At 61.3% G+C, this 14,241-nt stretch carries 14 protein-coding genes and 1 pseudogene; 6 read left to right on the top strand and 9 right to left on the bottom strand.

Annotated elements, in window-relative coordinates; genetic code table 11:
• Positions 1 to 21: 21 nt before the first annotated feature.
• A complete protein-coding gene (locus IPK09_05480) occupies positions 22 to 1,734 on the bottom strand; it encodes a toprim domain-containing protein (protein MBK7983069.1) in 1,713 nt (570 codons plus the stop codon).
• A gap of 128 nt (positions 1,735 to 1,862) precedes the next feature.
• Here IPK09_05480 and IPK09_05475 point away from each other — a divergent pair, with 128 nt between their 5' ends.
• The 3 genes from IPK09_05475 to IPK09_05465 are packed head-to-tail and all read left to right on the top strand — an operon-like array spanning position 1,863 to position 2,706.
• Positions 1,863 to 2,207: a helix-turn-helix transcriptional regulator gene (locus tag IPK09_05475; protein ID MBK7983068.1), complete on the top strand. Its 345-nt coding sequence runs from the start codon at positions 1,863 to 1,865 to the stop codon at positions 2,205 to 2,207.
• A gap of 21 nt (positions 2,208 to 2,228) precedes the next feature.
• Complete coding sequence (locus IPK09_05470; protein ID MBK7983067.1) at positions 2,229 to 2,408, top strand: hypothetical protein; 180 nt, start codon at positions 2,229 to 2,231, stop codon at positions 2,406 to 2,408.
• On the top strand, positions 2,401 to 2,706 hold the full coding sequence (locus tag IPK09_05465) for a type II toxin-antitoxin system RelE/ParE family toxin (protein ID MBK7983066.1): 306 nt from the start codon (positions 2,401 to 2,403) through the stop codon (positions 2,704 to 2,706). The genes IPK09_05470 and IPK09_05465 overlap by 8 nt, the downstream gene beginning before the upstream one ends.
• Before the next feature lie 224 nt (positions 2,707 to 2,930).
• Here the strand turns inward: IPK09_05465 and IPK09_05460 are convergent, their stop codons facing one another.
• The 4 genes and pseudogenes from IPK09_05460 to IPK09_05445 all read right to left on the bottom strand — a co-directional run bounded on the left by IPK09_05460 (position 2,931) and on the right by IPK09_05445 (position 5,553).
• Positions 2,931 to 3,341: a hypothetical protein gene (locus IPK09_05460; GenBank protein MBK7983065.1), complete on the bottom strand. Its 411-nt coding sequence runs from the start codon at positions 3,339 to 3,341 to the stop codon at positions 2,931 to 2,933.
• A 15-nt stretch (positions 3,342 to 3,356) separates the two neighbouring features.
• Positions 3,357 to 3,527, bottom strand: a pseudogene (locus IPK09_05455) (RHS repeat-associated core domain-containing protein).
• A gap of 30 nt (positions 3,528 to 3,557) precedes the next feature.
• The gene (locus tag IPK09_05450) at positions 3,558 to 5,018 is read right to left on the bottom strand and encodes a TRAP transporter large permease subunit (protein MBK7983064.1); all 1,461 of its coding nucleotides are present in this window, start codon (positions 5,016 to 5,018) and stop codon (positions 3,558 to 3,560) included.
• 1 nt (position 5,019) lies between these two features.
• Positions 5,020 to 5,553 (bottom strand): TRAP transporter small permease subunit, encoded by a 534-nt coding sequence (locus tag IPK09_05445; protein ID MBK7983063.1) that lies wholly within the window; start codon positions 5,551 to 5,553, stop codon positions 5,020 to 5,022.
• Between the two features lie 210 nt (positions 5,554 to 5,763).
• Between IPK09_05445 and ubiD the strand changes: the two genes are divergently transcribed.
• Together ubiD and IPK09_05435 are read left to right on the top strand one after the other, a co-directional pair.
• Positions 5,764 to 7,227 (top strand): 4-hydroxy-3-polyprenylbenzoate decarboxylase, encoded by a 1,464-nt coding sequence (gene ubiD / locus IPK09_05440; protein ID MBK7983062.1) that lies wholly within the window; start codon positions 5,764 to 5,766, stop codon positions 7,225 to 7,227.
• Positions 7,228 to 7,298: 71 nt separating this feature from the next.
• Positions 7,299 to 8,315 (top strand): CDP-6-deoxy-delta-3,4-glucoseen reductase, encoded by a 1,017-nt coding sequence (locus IPK09_05435; GenBank protein ID MBK7983061.1) that lies wholly within the window; start codon positions 7,299 to 7,301, stop codon positions 8,313 to 8,315.
• Positions 8,316 to 8,391: 76 nt separating this feature from the next.
• On the opposite strand, the gene IPK09_05430 is transcribed toward IPK09_05435, so the two are convergent.
• The 4 genes from IPK09_05430 to hemC are packed head-to-tail and all read right to left on the bottom strand — an operon-like array spanning position 8,392 to position 12,793.
• Complete coding sequence (locus IPK09_05430; protein MBK7983060.1) at positions 8,392 to 9,672, bottom strand: hypothetical protein; 1,281 nt, start codon at positions 9,670 to 9,672, stop codon at positions 8,392 to 8,394.
• Positions 9,672 to 11,054 carry a uroporphyrinogen-III C-methyltransferase gene (locus IPK09_05425; GenBank protein ID MBK7983059.1) on the bottom strand — a complete coding sequence of 461 codons (1,383 nt, stop codon included), beginning with the start codon at positions 11,052 to 11,054 and terminating at the stop codon, positions 9,672 to 9,674. The genes IPK09_05430 and IPK09_05425 overlap by 1 nt, the downstream gene beginning before the upstream one ends.
• A complete protein-coding gene (locus IPK09_05420; protein ID MBK7983058.1) occupies positions 11,051 to 11,848 on the bottom strand; it encodes a uroporphyrinogen-III synthase in 798 nt (265 codons plus the stop codon). Before IPK09_05420 ends, IPK09_05425 begins: the two co-directional genes overlap by 4 nt.
• Before the next feature lie 12 nt (positions 11,849 to 11,860).
• Entirely contained in the window at positions 11,861 to 12,793 is a 933-nt protein-coding gene (gene hemC, locus IPK09_05415; GenBank protein ID MBK7983057.1) for a hydroxymethylbilane synthase, read from the bottom strand.
• 49 nt (positions 12,794 to 12,842) lie between these two features.
• Here hemC and argH point away from each other — a divergent pair, with 49 nt between their 5' ends.
• Entirely contained in the window at positions 12,843 to 14,240 is a 1,398-nt protein-coding gene (argH, locus tag IPK09_05410; protein MBK7983056.1) for an argininosuccinate lyase, read from the top strand.
• Position 14,241: the final 1 nt, after the last annotated feature.

Here is a 14,241-nt window from a genome sequence, read left to right as displayed (position 1 = left end):
GTCCACTCTTGCCGACCGACCTCACTCGGTGATCCGGTCGAGGAGATCGGGCGCTTGCAGGAAGGCCAGCGCGGCCGCGCGCTCCGTCTCGGTCAGCGGCGGGGGCAGGTGACGGCCGTCGCCGTTGGCCTCCGCCGGAGACGCGGCAGCCTTCAAGGTCGCTCGCCGTTCGTCCTGCACGGCTTCCAGGGCCAGCAGCAGCCGGCCCAGGTCGCGGCGCAGCACCTCGGCCGAGACGTTCAGCTCCACCGAGGCGGCCTCGGCGAAGCTGCCCCGCTGCCGGGCGCTGTAGAGGTCCAGGCTATCGGCGTGAAAGCCGTCCCCCCGCCGGGCCAGCAGGTTGAGCTTGATGACGCCGACTGGTGCATCCGCTGCCAGGCCCCGCACTCGGTAATGCCGGTCACCCAGGGTCAGGTGCAGATCCTCGCCGTCCGCCGTGACCGTCGGTGTGGGGATCGGTGCGGGGGGTAGGACTGAGGCGGCTAAGGGGAGGGTCTCGGTCGGACTTTCGGTAACGGTCCCGGCGCTGATCCCGGACACTGGGCCAGGGTCGCCTTCGTTCACTCGGAGCGACACCGGCCGTTGCCCCTTGCCTAACCACTCGGCCGAGCGGATCAGCGCGCCTAAGCTCTCTGGAGGCGACGCAGACTGGCGGGCATAGGCGTTGGCGTCCAGCCCGTGCGGGAAGCGGAGGCGGTAGCAGTCCATCCCCAGCCCCATCAGCCGCTCCGCCAGCGCCAGAGCGGCGCGATCCCCGGCGGTATCCCGATCGTAGGCGATCGAGACCCGCTTGATTCCATGCTGCTGGAACGCCGTCAGATGATCCTCGGTAAAGCCCTGCACCCCGTAGCTCGCGGTGACGTTGCGAAAGCCCGCCACCCAAAAGGTCAGGGCGTCGATCAGGGCTTCGCACAGGATGATCTCGGAACTCGCCTGAAGCGCGGCTTCATTCCACACCCCCCGATGCGGGCCGGGTAGGTACAAGTGCTTGGGCGTTCCGGGTCGCAGATCATCCCGACGCTTGCGGCCGTAGACTTCGACCACATGGCTTCTCTCGTCGAACACCGGCATGATCAGGGAGCCGTTGAAGTGTTCGTGGCCGCTCTCGCGGTAAATCCCGACTTTCACCAGCCGACTTCGCAGCTCGGCCCCGGCCTTGCGGTTCTTCTCCGGCAGTCGCAAGCCCAGGGTCCGATCCGCGTAGCCGAGCTTGAAGGCCTCAATCGCCTCCGGCGAATCGATCCCCCGTTCGGCCAGATACGACAGCGCGTCGGGACTCTGCTGCAAGGTGGCGTGGTAGTAGTCGATCACCTGATCGAGCAGGGCTTGGTCGTCGGCGTCTGGGCGCACCGGGGAATCCAGCGTGCGGACTGTGGCCCGCTTGACCGGCGCGGAGGGCGTTGAGGGCGCGGAAGGCGCAGGGAGAGCCGCCGATTCGGCAGCGACGAAGCCAGGCCGCCCTTCCTTGAGCAGCGCGACCGCGTGACGGAACGACACGCCCTCGCTCTTCATCACCCAATCGATCACCCCGCCGCCCAACCCACAGCCGAAGCAGTGCCAGAGGTTTTTGGCGGGCGTGATCACCAACGACGGTTCCCGATCTTCGTGAAAGGGGCACAGGCCCACGAGATCCGCTCCCCGCTGCTTCAACGCGATCCCCCGACCTTCGATCAGCCGCTCCAGCGACACCTCGGACTTGAGACGGTCGAGTTCGGTGTCGGGAATGCGGGGCATGGGATCTCCAAAAAGGTGTCAATACGTAATAACGCTGTTTTTATAGCAGCGTATTTGGTATATTGCAACTAGTCTCACTCAACGGGGGTTGTATAGTGGTCACCTCTCAATCTGCCCGGTGGCTGACAATGCAGTTCTCAAAACGGCTGGCTTCGCTGCGCAAGGAACGCACGCTGACGCAAAAAGCACTCGCCGAACAAGTGGGCGTGCATGTGACCCAGATTCAACGCTACGAAAGCGGGGCCATCGAGCCGACCCTGGATGTCCTGCGGCGGTTGGCGGTGGCGTTGTCGGTGAGCGCGGATGTGCTGGTTTTCGATCAGGCCGAACGCGGCCCGGATGAGGATTTTCGCTTGCAGTTCGAGGCCCTTTCGCGGTTGCCACCGGAAGACAAGCAAGCGGTCAGACGGGTGCTCGAAGGCATGATCGTTAAGAATCGGGCGCGTTCCATGCTCCAAGATATTGCGTCTTGATGTTACGAAAGGAGTTCACTCATGCAGACTGCAAAAGAAGTCGCTAAGCAGGTGATCGACCGCTTGCCCGATCAGGCAAGCTGGGCAGACATCCTTTATGAGCTGTACGTCAAGCAGAAGATCGAGGCGGGTATAACCGCGATGACCGAAGGGAAGACTGTCGCTCACGAGGACGCGAAACGGCGTTTGCTGGATGGCTGAGCTGCGCTGGGCGGAAACCGCCCTGGCCGATTTGGCCGCGATTCGGGATTATCTGAGCCAGCATTCGCCCGCTGCCGGAAGGCGCTTTGTCCAAGAATGCTTCAACAGCGCCGAAACCTTGGGCCTTTTTCCCCGTCGGGGTCGGCGGGTGAGGGAGGCCCAACGCGAGGAGATCCGTGAATTGATCGTCCAGGGCCATCGTCTTATCTATTGGACCGACAGTGAGCGGGTCACCCTGTTGGCTGTCGTTCACGGAAAACGGGATTTCGAGAGGATTACTCCAAAACCGTGGGAGTAGATAACCACTTTGCATTGATCAATCCCGTTCCAACAGGTTGAGTTACAAAAATATTGCTACCATAAGACAGCCCCAGCCGAGTAAAACCATCATTGCTTCATACCATTTCAACTTAGGCATGAGTTTGCTGGGATAATAAAAGAATGTTTTTGTTCTGACCGCGTAGGTCATTATCCCAGTTACAGTAAGTAAAAATCCAAGCTGCGCAAATAAAAGTGATCCGTTCAATTTAAGTCACACTCGCAGGACAAAATATCCTTTTGTACAACCCAAGCGCGGCCTGCTGAACCAACAATGCTTAAATCAATACCTCCTATCAGCGCAGGTATAAGTCCACTTAATGATGAGGTGGCTCCGCCCAATTCGACAATCCCACCTCCAAATCCACCCCCCCATGCTATTCCATAAGCTACTTTTTTATAGGTACCATTGAAAACATCAGGATCGACGTAAGACAAGCTATCTTCAAATGTTATCGATCCACCACCCCCAGTAATTTCAAGACCGAAGCCAACAGCTGGCCCAGAAGCATGAACACGCGCATAGCCCCTCTTGCCTTTCACACATTCCGAGAAAAGCGTGTAAATATCGTAGACGGCACCGCCACCGGCCACTGCACCCATCGAAAAAACCATCCCGTTCCATTCAATAAGACCTGTAGGGTAAATTATTGAGATTGGATTCCCCCCTACATACCCATACGTATTAATCCCCCCTCTCAGCCCAATCGGATCGGACTGCACATACCGTCCCGTCTGCGGATCATAATCCCTCATGTAGTTGTAATGTAAGCCGGACTCTTCGTCGTAATACTGGCCGGGAAGTATTACGGTTTCCGATCCTAGCTCAACCTATTGACTCGGTTTCTGCAATTTTTGGAATAAGTCGGCTGTGTCATCCGGTTGAGACTGACCCGCGCCATCTCGATCATTCTGCGGAGCCAAAATCTGCACCGGCGTGGCCTCACCTGAATGAACGGAACGATCCAGGCCCACGGTGACCAGTGCGGGAAACGCGATGATCAGGGCCACCATGATGACTTGAATCACCACAAACGGGACCGCGCCCCAATAGATATCGCCGGTGCGGACCGCGGGCGGCGCGACGCTGCGCAAATAGAACAGTGCGAAGCCGAACGGCGGGTGCATGAACGAGGTCTGCATGTTGACGCCAAGCAGCACCCCAAACCAAATGAGATCGATCCCCAGCTTATCCGCCACCGGCGCCAGCAGCGGCAGGATGATGAAACTGATCTCGAAAAAATCCAGGAAAAACGCCAGCAGGAACACCATCAGATTGACCACGATCAGGAAGCCCAACTGACCCCCCGGCAAATCCAGCAGCAAATGCTCCACCCACAGATCGCCGTTAACGCCTCGAAACACCAAGCTGAACACACTGGCGCCGATCAGAATAAAAATCACGAAACTAGTGATTTTGGCGGTGCTGTGCATGGCCTCGACCACCATGATCCGATTCAGTTTGCCCTTGATCAAAGCGAGCCCCAGCGCGCCGACCGCGCCCAACGCGCCGCCCTCGGTCGGGGTGGCCCAGCCGATGAAAATGCTGCCAAGCACCAGGAAAATCAGCAGCAGCGGCGGGATCATCGCCACCGCCGCCCGCTGGACCAGCGCCCAACCGCGCAACGTTCGGGCCTCGGGCGGCAAAGCCGGGGCCACGTGCGGTCGGAATACGGTGTTCAAAAACACCCAGACGATATACAGCGTCGTCAGAATAAAGCCGGGGATGAACGCACCCTTGTACATATCGCCTACCGAGCGGCCTAACACATCGGCCATGATGATTAACACCAGCGAGGGCGGAATAATCTGGGCCAGTGTGCCAGAGGCGGCGATCACTCCAGAGGCTAGCGCTTTATCGTAACCGTAGCGCAGCATGATCGGCAGCGAGATCAAACCCATGGCGATCACCGACGCGGCAACCACGCCGGTGGTCGCCGCCAGCAGCGCGCCGACCAGGATGACCGCGTAGGCTAACCCGCCGCGAATGCTGCCGAACAACTGACCGATGGTGTCCAGTAAATCCTCGGCCATGCCGCTGCGCTCCAACACCAAACCCATGAACGTGAAGAACGGAATCGCCAGCAGGATTTCGTTTTTCATGATCCCGAACACCCGATCGGGAAACGCCTGCAACAAGTTCGGCGTGAGCAGGCCGAGTTCGATGCCGAGCAAGCCGAAAACCATGCCCACCGCCGCCAGCGAAAACGCCACCGGATAGCCGAGCAGCAGAAACACCACCAGCGCCGAAAACATGATCGGGGCCATGTAGGCGATGAGGAACTCAGCCATGTCAGTGGCCTCCCCGGAACTCGGGCATCTCCCGATGACCGGTCAGCACGGCGGCGCTCTTGATGATCTCGGATACGCCTTGCAAGCTGATCAGGATAAAAGCCACCGGAATCGCCAGCTTCATCGGCCACCAGGCCAGCCCGCCGGGATTCGGCGAAGCTTCACGGGTTTGGTAAGCGATCAAGAAGAAATTCCAGGAATCGTAAGCGATCAACAGGCAGACCGGTAACAGGAACAGCAGCCCGCCCAGAATGTCGATCCAGAGCTGTGTCGTCGGCCGCAACCGGGCATACAGGATATCGATACGGACATGACCGCCGATTTGCAACGTCCAGGACGCGCAAAACAGGAACACCAGCCCGAACATGAACCATTGGACTTCCAGCAGGGCGTTGGAACCCCAGTCGAAGCCGTAGCGCAACGTCGCCGCCAGCGCGCTGGTCAGCGTGCAGAACAAAATCAGCCAGGTCATCCACCGGCCGATGGCCCTATTGAGCGCATCGATGGCCGCCGACAGGCGGAGCAGGAACCTCATGTCGCCTCCTGAGATGGAGCAGGGTGTCAAGGAAACGCCAGCTTTAGCGGGTTGCTGAAACTGGAATTTTCAACGATCGAAAAAAAGTTTTGTAGGGTTGCCGGCACCTTACAAGTCTAGCTGCTGAAAGGCGATCCACAACCGCGCGCCGCTGCTAGAATTCGGCTTCGCCCTTGGTTCGGGCCATTCCGACTACACGAGAGCTGATTCATGCAATACAAGGATTTGCGCGACTTTATCGTTCAACTGGAACGGCTTGGCGAACTCAAGCGCATCTCGGTCGCCGTGGACCCGAAGCTGGAGATGACCGAAATTTGCGACCGGGTGCTGCGCGCCGGCGGTCCGGCGCTCCTGTTCGAACACCCCAGGGGTCATGCCATCCCGGTGTTGGGCAATCTGTTTGGCACGCCGCGCCGGGTGGCCTTGGGGATGGGCGCTGAGGAGGTTGAGGCGCTGCGCGAGGTCGGCAAGCTCCTGGCTTTTCTGAAAGAACCCGAACCGCCCAAGGGACTGCGCGATGCCTGGGAGAAGCTGCCGGTTTTTAAGAAGGTGCTGGACATGGCCCCCAAAAAGATCGGCCGGCCGCCGTGTCAGGATCAGGTCATCGAGGGGGAGGCCATCGATCTGGCGCGCTTGCCGGTTCAGACCTGCTGGCCGGAGGATGCCGGACCGCTGATCACTTGGGGGCTGGTGACGACGCGCGGCCCGCACAAGCCGCGTCAGAATCTTGGCATCTACCGGCAGCAGGTGATCGGCCGCAACAAGGTGATCATGCGCTGGCTGTCGCATCGCGGTGGAGCCTTGGATTATCGCGACTGGCAACTGGCGTGGCCCGGCAAGCCGTTTCCGGTCGCGGTGGCGCTGGGCGCCGATCCGGCCACCATCCTGGCGGCGGTGACGCCGGTGCCGGACACGCTGTCCGAATATGCGTTCGCTGGCCTGTTGCGCGGCTCCCGCACCGAGCTGGCGCAATGCTTGGGCAATGATTTGCAGGTGCCGGCCTCAGCCGAATTCGTGTTGGAAGGTCACATCGCGCCCGGCGAAACCGCGCTGGAAGGGCCGTTTGGCGATCATACCGGCTACTACAACGAAGCCGACCAGTTCCCGGTATTCACCATCGACCGAATCACCCAGCGCGAGCGACCGATCTATCACAGCACTTACACCGGCCGGCCGCCGGATGAACCGGCCATTCTCGGCGTGGCGCTGAACGAGGTATTCGTGCCGATCCTGCAAAAGCAGTTTCCCGAAATCGCCGATTTTTATCTGCCGCCGGAAGGCTGTTCCTACCGGCTGGCGGTGGTGGCGATGCGCAAGCAGTATCCCGGCCACGCCAAGCGAGTCATGCTCGGCATCTGGTCGTTCCTGCGCCAGTTCATGTACACCAAGTTCGTGATCGTGGTCGATGAAGATGTCAACGCGCGCGACTGGAAGGACGTCATTTGGGCCATGACCACCCGCATGGACCCGGCGCGGGATACGGTCACCATCGAAAACACCCCGATCGACTATCTGGATTTCGCCTCGCCCGTGTCCGGTCTCGGCTCGAAGATCGGTTTCGACGCCACCAACAAATGGCCGGGCGAGACTACCCGTCAGTGGGGCCGGCCCTTGACGATGAGCGACGCGGTGAAACGGCGGGTGGATACGCTGTGGGCCGAGTTGGGTTTATGATGCCGGCCAATCAGCCGACCGCTTTCCTTACTCAGTGCCGGCAATCAATCCAGGCGAGGAATACATCGATTATGACTTATCGCGTCGTGCTTCAACCGAGCGGTCACGAGTTTCAGGTCGGCGAAACCGAATCGGTCCTGGATGCCGCCTTGCGCGAGAAGGGTAGCGTGTTGCCCTACGGCTGCCGCAACGGCACCTGCGGCTCCTGCATGGGGACGATCCAATCCGGTGAGATCGAGTATCCCGACGGCAGGCCGCCGGCGCTCAGCGAGCGCGAGCACGCCGGAGGTAAAGTGTTGTTGTGTCAAGCGCGGCCGCGCGGCGATCTGGTGATCGAAGCCCGCGAGATCAAGACCAGCGGCGACATCACCATCAAGATTCTGCCCTGTCGGGTGGAGCGGCGGGAGCTGCTGGCGCCGGATGTGATGCGCCTGTACCTGCGCTTGCCGAGCGCCGAACGGCTGCAATTCATGGCGGGTCAGTATGTGGATATCCTGCTGGCCGACGGCCGCCGCCGTGGGTTTTCGCTGGCCAATCCGCCGCACGCCGACGATCTGCTAGAGTTGCATGTCCGCCGCGTGCCGGACGGTTTTTTTTCGGCTTTCGTGTTCGACAAAATGAAGGATAAAGCGCTGCTGCGCTTCCAGGGGCCGTTGGGAAGCTTTTTTCTGCGCGAGGATTCGCTGCGTCCGATCATCCTGATCGGGGGCGGCACCGGCTTCGCGCCGCTGAAAGGGATGTTGGAACACGCCTTCCATGTCGGCTTGAAACGGTCTTTGCATCTGTACTGGGGGGCGCGCGCCAAGCTTGACCTGTACCTGGATGAGCTGCCGCGCCGGTGGGTGCAAGAACAGCCCAATTTCCGTTATACGCCGGTCTTGTCGGAACCGCGCCCGGACGATGGCTGGCTGGGTCGCACCGGTTGGGTGCACGCGGCGGCGGCGGCGGATTATCCTGATTTACACGAGTACGAAGTCTATATGAGCGGCCCGCCGCCGATGATCGAAGCCGCCAAACCGGTATTTGCCGCGCAAGGCTTGACGGAAGATCGGCTGTTTTACGATTCCTTCGACTTCGCGCCGCATTGAGCGGACGCCGACTACGAAGCGGGGGGATAAAAGGGCGGTGCGCCGCTGGTACCGCCCGAGAGTTGAAAGCCCTGAATTAGGTGGTCGAGGCCGAGGCGGCCGGTTGCTCGGATTTCTGCAGTTGCGGCGCCGGCGCGGCGGCGGGCAACATCGCGCCCTGTTTCTCCTGCGGTTTCCCAACCAGCAGCCGCAGCCCGGCGTGAAAACATTGCAGGGCATTATTGGGTTCTTGCAGCACTTGCAGCAGTTCGCCAAGTTCCTCATAGGCATCCGGCGTGGGCATCAATTGAATGCTCCGCTCCAGATAATGGCGGGCCTTGTCGGGCTGCTGGCAGCGCTTTGCCAGCCGGCCCAGCGTCAGCAGCAGATGCGGGTTATCGCTGTGGCGGGTGAGCCAGCTTTCAGCAGTCGCTAGCTGCGCGACGGCGTTGCCGCGTTCCAGCCTTCCGTAACCGACCGTCAGCCTTTCGCTCCAGCGGCGGGTGATGGCCTCACGCAGCAGCCTTTCGGCGTCGTCGATAGCCCCGTAGTCGCACAATGCGTTGGCGTAGCCGATCAAAAATTCTTCATCGTCTTCGCGCAGCGCCGCCGGCGCTTGCCGCCACAGCGCCTTGAGTTTATCCAGCGATCCCGAGGCGGCGCTCTCCAATAGGGCTTGATAGGTTTGTTTCTGCAACGCCGCGAAAGGCTCGGAGCCGAGCGCTTTCTGCTTCTGAAGTTCCGTCAGCAATGCTTGCAAGGGTTCCCAGGCCTTGAGCTGTTGGTAGGTTTTGGCCAGTCCTTGCAGCACGCCGGGATGGTGGGGGTGGTGGGCGCGTAACGACTCCAACAGCGGGCGCGCCTGATCGGCGTGTCCATCGTCCAGCAGAAACCCCGCTCGCGTCAATTGCACCGTCAATTTGTCGGCGTCGGGGGCATCTTCGGCTTTACGCAAATGCAGATCGCGCCGCCATTTCAGATCGTCGAGTTGATGGGCGGCTTGGGCGGCGTTCAAGTAGTGGAGGGCGGGGGAGTCACTGTGCGGCGCGCTCTTGACCAAGGCTTTCTCGGCCGCCGCCCAGTGGCCCGCCGCCATCTTCTGGACACCGGTGTTGAAGGAATGGCGCGCTTTTTTGTTCAGCCGCCGCCGGTTGAAGGTCAGCGTCCAACCCGGCGCCTGCCACAATCCGACCATCAGCCGGACCAGCCCGTAGAAGGCGATGAAAAGGACGATCAAAAACAGCGCCAGAAAGGCGAAGCTGGTTTCGACCGTCCAGTTGCCCATGCTGAACATGGCGTAGCCGGGGTCCTGCTTGAGCACCAGCGCCAACCAGGCCGACACTAGCAACGTGACGATAATACCGATCAATAACTTCATTACCGTGACTCCTGTCCGGTTCTTGGCGGTTCGGCGGGCGGCGGCGCTGTCTTTTGGACCGCGCGAACCGGTTGCCGCTTGGCCAGAGCGTCTTGAAAGGCTTTGTTGAGACCGGCCAGATCCGGGATGTAGGTATTGAACTGCACGCTTTCCAGCGCTTTCACCTCGCTTTGAAAAGCGCTCACCTGCGAATCATGCGCATCGAAGTAAGTGGCCAGCCAAGATCCGACCAGCTTGTGAGCGTCCTGATAGGCCTGAGCGTCACCGCGCAGCAAGGCCAGGCGCATGCTTTCCAGTTCCAGTTGCAGGTTCTGACGCAGGAAAAACTCTTCTTCCATGGCGATCAGGGGCGGTGCGTCGCTGCGCACGCGCCGGATCACGACAATGCCCTTGAACTGGTTCCAGACGGCTTCAGTAGCGCGGTCCCACCAGGGCCGTTCGCCGCCGCTGACGGTCGCGTTGTCGGACGGCTTGAGCCGGCTTTTGATGTTCGGTACGCCCGAATCGATTTTTACCGGCAGCGTGGCGGCTTGTTGCTGCATTTCCACCAGTTTGTGAGCCAGCCCGGAGAAATCGGTGAGCCGCACCCCGCGCAAGCTGCCGATCGCCTCGCCCAGCATGGTTTGTACGGAGGCCAGCGAGCTTTCGCCGACGGCCTTCAAGCGCTCTTGGGCGGTGTCCAGCGCCAGCAGGGCGGCGGGGACGTTGCGTTCGATCTTCAGTTTGGTATCGGCCAGCCGCAGCAGATAGTCCGCTTCCGCCAGCGGGAAGGCGTTCACGTCGCCGCCCTTGGCCACGACGACCTTGAGGGCGTCCAGGTTCTCAGCCAGTCCGGTGTCCGTCAAACGGACGTTTTTCAATTGCTCGTCCAGCTTGGCGAGATGGTTTTGCTGGTCGCGCAGTTGCGCGTCAACCGCTTGTTGTTGCTTCTGGAAGTCGGTTTTTTGGGTGTCGTGGCTTTCTCGCAGCAGCTTCATTTCGCCCTTGAGGATGTCGTTCTCACCCTTTTGCAGCTCCATGGCGTTTTTCAGCGGTTGCACGTCGCCGGACAAGCCGATGATCTGGCCTTTAAGCTGCTGATTTTCGTCCGAGGCGAGCAATTTTTGAACCTGGGTTTTCACGGCCTGGAGTTCGGGAGCCGTTTGAGCCACCGCCTGTTTGACCGTCGCCTCGATCCGGGTGGTCTGGGCGGCGTGCTCTTGTTGCCACAGATACCAGAGATAGCCGCTGCCGCCCGCGGCGGCGAGGGCGATGAGGAGCGCGAAACTCGCCAGTCCGCGCCCGCTTTTGGCGGGTGGCGCGGCTACATAGCTTCTGGAAGGCGCGGCGGTAAAAGCCGAGGTAGGTTTGATGATTCCGTTGTCTGATTTTTTGTCTGTCATATTGCGTCACCGAACTGAACTGAAGATAGATTTGCCGCCAAGTCCAGCAATGTGGAGACGATGGCGTCGTCGCTGGCGTTTTCGCTCAGCAGAAGGCGGCGGCAACCGTATTCCGCGGCAGTCTGTCGGGTACGGGGACTGATCGCGACCAGAGGTGTGTCACGCAGATAGCCTTGTCCCGGTTCGCTTAGCATATCAAACAAATTCAACAGGATTTCGGTACTGGTCACCACAACCGCGCCAATTTCGCCGCGCGCCCAACATTCCAGCAGCCTTTCGCTATCGGCGCTCGGGCGTTCGCGCCGGTAGACTTCGGCGCGGTCCACGCGGGCGCCGCGCGCGGTCAGCGCGTCAGCCAGCAGGGCGCGTCCGTTTTCGCCCCCGACGATGGCGATGCGTTGGCCGGCCACATTCCGAAAACGCATAAGCGCCAGCAACCCTTCGCTGCTGAAGGATTCCGGTTGCAAGCAACGGTCGATGCCGAACTGCGCCAGCTTTCGAGCGGTCGCTTTGCCGACGGCGGCGATTTCCAGCGCGGGCGGGAGGCCGCCGCGTTGCTGGATGAGGGGCAAGGCCCGTTCCACGGCGTTGGCGCTGGTAAAAATAGCCAGGTCGTAATCCGCCAAGCCGTCGAACACGGCTAGCGCCGACGCCCAGTCGCGCGGTTCGCGGATCAGTAGGGCGGGGTACCGGATGGGAGTGCCGCCGCGGCTTTCGATCAACTGACAAAGCGAGCCGGCCTGATGGTCCGGCCGGGTGACCAGTACGCCCAATCCGCTCAGCGGGCCGGCCATCGGGTCGCTCGCCTAGGACGACGCGCGGACGCGCCGCAAAATCGCATCCGCGCCGCGCCCGAGCAGGTCCTCGGCTAAAGCCTCACCCAATGAGGGCGCCGCATCGGCCGGACCGCGAATCTCGCCGGTGACGAGCCGGCTGCCGTCGGGTGCGCCGACCAGACCGCGCAACCACAGGCGATCCTCCTCCAATACCGCATAACCGGCGATGGGGACTTGGCAGCCGCCCTGCAAGCGGGCATTGAACGCCCGTTCCGCCGAGAGCCGGAGCTGGGTTGACGGATCGTCGAGCGCCGCGCTCAATTCACGGGTGCGGGGGTCGTCCAGACGGCATTCCACGCCGATGGCGCCCTGACCGATGGCCGGCAGGCTGAATTCCGGTTCCAGCACCCGCGCGATGCGCTCGGCCAATCCCAAGCGCTTCAGGCCGGCGGCGGCCAGAATGATGGCGTCGAACGCACCGGCATCCAGCTTTGCCAGCCGGCTGTTGACGTTGCCGCGCAGACTGGAAATTTGCCAGGCGGGATAGCGGGCCGCGAGTTGGCATTGCCGGCGTAGGCTGGAGGTGCCGATTCGAGCGTTGGCCGGTAAGGCATCGGGTTGGGGATAACGGTTGGAGACGAAGGCGTCGCGGGGGTCCTCGCGCGCCAGGATGGCGGTTAAACCCAATCCGGCCGGAAAATCCACTGGCACGTCCTTCATGGAATGAACGGCCAGATCGGCGTGATTTTCCAATAGCCCCTGCTCCAATTCCTTGACGAACAGACCTTTACCGCCGATCTTGGCCAGCGGGCTATCCAGTATTTTATCGCCGCGCGTGACCATGCCGATCAGTTCGACGTGGAGACCGGGATGCGCGTGCCGCAGGCGTTCGGCGACGTGCTCGGCCTGCCACAGGGCGAGGGCGCTTTTTCGGGTGGCGATGCGCAGAGTATCGGAGGGCATGGTTTTGCTAAGCTATGCTGTCCTTTTCCTTTAGTCTACAGAATATCTTATGAGCGATACACAAACCAACAAGACTTGGGGCGGGCGTTTCACCGAAAGCACCGACGCTTTCGTGGCGGCGTTTACGGCCTCGGTGCGCTTCGACCGACGCATGTACCGGCAGGATATCGACGGCTCCATCGCCCACGCTCGGATGCTGGCGCGGACAGGCGTGCTGGCGCCGGCCGATTGCGAGGCTATCGTGGGTGGTTTGGAGGCGATTCGCGGCGAGATCGAGCGCGGCGAGTTCGAGTGGTCGGTGGGACTCGAAGATGTCCACATGAACATCGAAGCGCGGCTGACCGAACGCATCGGCGACGCCGGCAAGCGGCTGCACACCGGCCGCTCCCGCAACGACCAAGTGGCGACCGATATCCGCCTTTACCTGCGCGATGCCATCGACGCCATTTTGCCCGAACTCAAACGCTTGCAAGCCGGGCTGGCGGAACTGGCGGCGCGCGAGGCCGATACCATCATGCCCGGCTTCACGCACTTGCAGGTCGCCCAGCCGGTCACGTTCGGCCATCACCTGCTGGCGTGGTTTGAGATGCTCAAGCGCGACTACGAGCGGTTGGTCGATTGCCGCAAGCGAGTCAACATCATGCCGTTGGGCGCGGCGGCGCTGGCGGGGACCAGCTATCCGCTGGACCGGCATTACACCGCACAACTGCTGGCTTTCGACGCGCCGGCGGCCAACTCGCTGGATGCGGTCAGCGACCGCGACTTCGCCATCGAATTCACCGCCGCCGCCGCGCTTTTGCTGACGCATTTGTCGCGGATGTCCGAGGAATTGGTGTTGTGGTCCTCGGCCCAGTTCGATTTTATCGATTTGCCGGATCGATTTTGTACCGGTTCCTCGATCATGCCCCAGAAGAAGAATCCCGACGTGCCGGAGCTGGTGCGCGGCAAGGTCGGTCGGGTCAACGGCCATTTGATCGCCTTGCTGACGTTGATGAAAAGCCAGCCGCTGGCCTACAACAAGGACAATCAGGAAGACAAGGAACCCTTGTTCGACACGGTGGATACCGTGATGGGTTGCTTGCGCGCTTTCGCCGACATGGCCCCGGCCTTGCGCCCGAAGCGCGCCAACCTGCTGCAAGCCGCCCGGCGCGGCTTCGCGACAGCCACCGATCTGGCCGATTATCTGGTCCGCAAAGGCGTGCCGTTTCGCGACGCGCACGAAGTGGTCGGCAAGGCGGTTCGGTTGGGCGTGGAGACCGGTCGGGATCTGGCGGAGATGACGCTGGCGGAATTGCAGGGATTTTCGCCGTTGATCGAGAACGATGTGTTCGAGGTGCTATCGCTGGAAGGTTCGGTGGCGGCCCGCGACGTATGGGGCGGCACCGCCCCGAACCGGGTGCGCGAGGCCGCGGCGACGGCGCAGGCCTGGTTGGCGGAATTGCGTTGAA

The sequence above is a fragment of the Candidatus Competibacteraceae bacterium genome, from assembly GCA_016713505.1.
Classification (GTDB): Bacteria; Pseudomonadota; Gammaproteobacteria; order Competibacterales; family Competibacteraceae; genus Competibacter_A.
The sequence above is the reverse complement of the archived record's forward strand: the minus strand, read 5'-3'. Positions and strand labels throughout refer to the sequence as shown.

Bases quoted from the DNA above. Each gene is read 5' to 3' on its own strand.
- IPK09_05480 (MBK7983069.1), bottom strand. From the start codon at position 1,734: ATGCCCCGCATTCCCGACACCGAACTCGACCGTCTCAAGTCCGAGGTG.
- IPK09_05475 (MBK7983068.1), top strand. From the start codon at position 1,863: ATGCAGTTCTCAAAACGGCTGGCTTCGCTGCGCAAGGAACGCACGCTG.
- IPK09_05470 (MBK7983067.1), top strand. From the start codon at position 2,229: ATGCAGACTGCAAAAGAAGTCGCTAAGCAGGTGATCGACCGCTTGCCC.
- IPK09_05465 (MBK7983066.1), top strand. From the start codon at position 2,401: ATGGCTGAGCTGCGCTGGGCGGAAACCGCCCTGGCCGATTTGGCCGCG.
- IPK09_05460 (MBK7983065.1), bottom strand. From the start codon at position 3,341: ATGGTTTTTTCGATGGGTGCAGTGGCCGGTGGCGGTGCCGTCTACGAT.
- IPK09_05450 (MBK7983064.1), bottom strand. From the start codon at position 5,018: ATGGCTGAGTTCCTCATCGCCTACATGGCCCCGATCATGTTTTCGGCG.
- IPK09_05445 (MBK7983063.1), bottom strand. From the start codon at position 5,553: ATGAGGTTCCTGCTCCGCCTGTCGGCGGCCATCGATGCGCTCAATAGG.
- ubiD (MBK7983062.1), top strand. From the start codon at position 5,764: ATGCAATACAAGGATTTGCGCGACTTTATCGTTCAACTGGAACGGCTT.
- IPK09_05435 (MBK7983061.1), top strand. From the start codon at position 7,299: ATGACTTATCGCGTCGTGCTTCAACCGAGCGGTCACGAGTTTCAGGTC.
- IPK09_05430 (MBK7983060.1), bottom strand. From the start codon at position 9,672: ATGAAGTTATTGATCGGTATTATCGTCACGTTGCTAGTGTCGGCCTGG.
- IPK09_05425 (MBK7983059.1), bottom strand. From the start codon at position 11,054: ATGACAGACAAAAAATCAGACAACGGAATCATCAAACCTACCTCGGCT.
- IPK09_05420 (MBK7983058.1), bottom strand. From the start codon at position 11,848: ATGGCCGGCCCGCTGAGCGGATTGGGCGTACTGGTCACCCGGCCGGAC.
- hemC (MBK7983057.1), bottom strand. From the start codon at position 12,793: ATGCCCTCCGATACTCTGCGCATCGCCACCCGAAAAAGCGCCCTCGCC.
- argH (MBK7983056.1), top strand. From the start codon at position 12,843: ATGAGCGATACACAAACCAACAAGACTTGGGGCGGGCGTTTCACCGAA.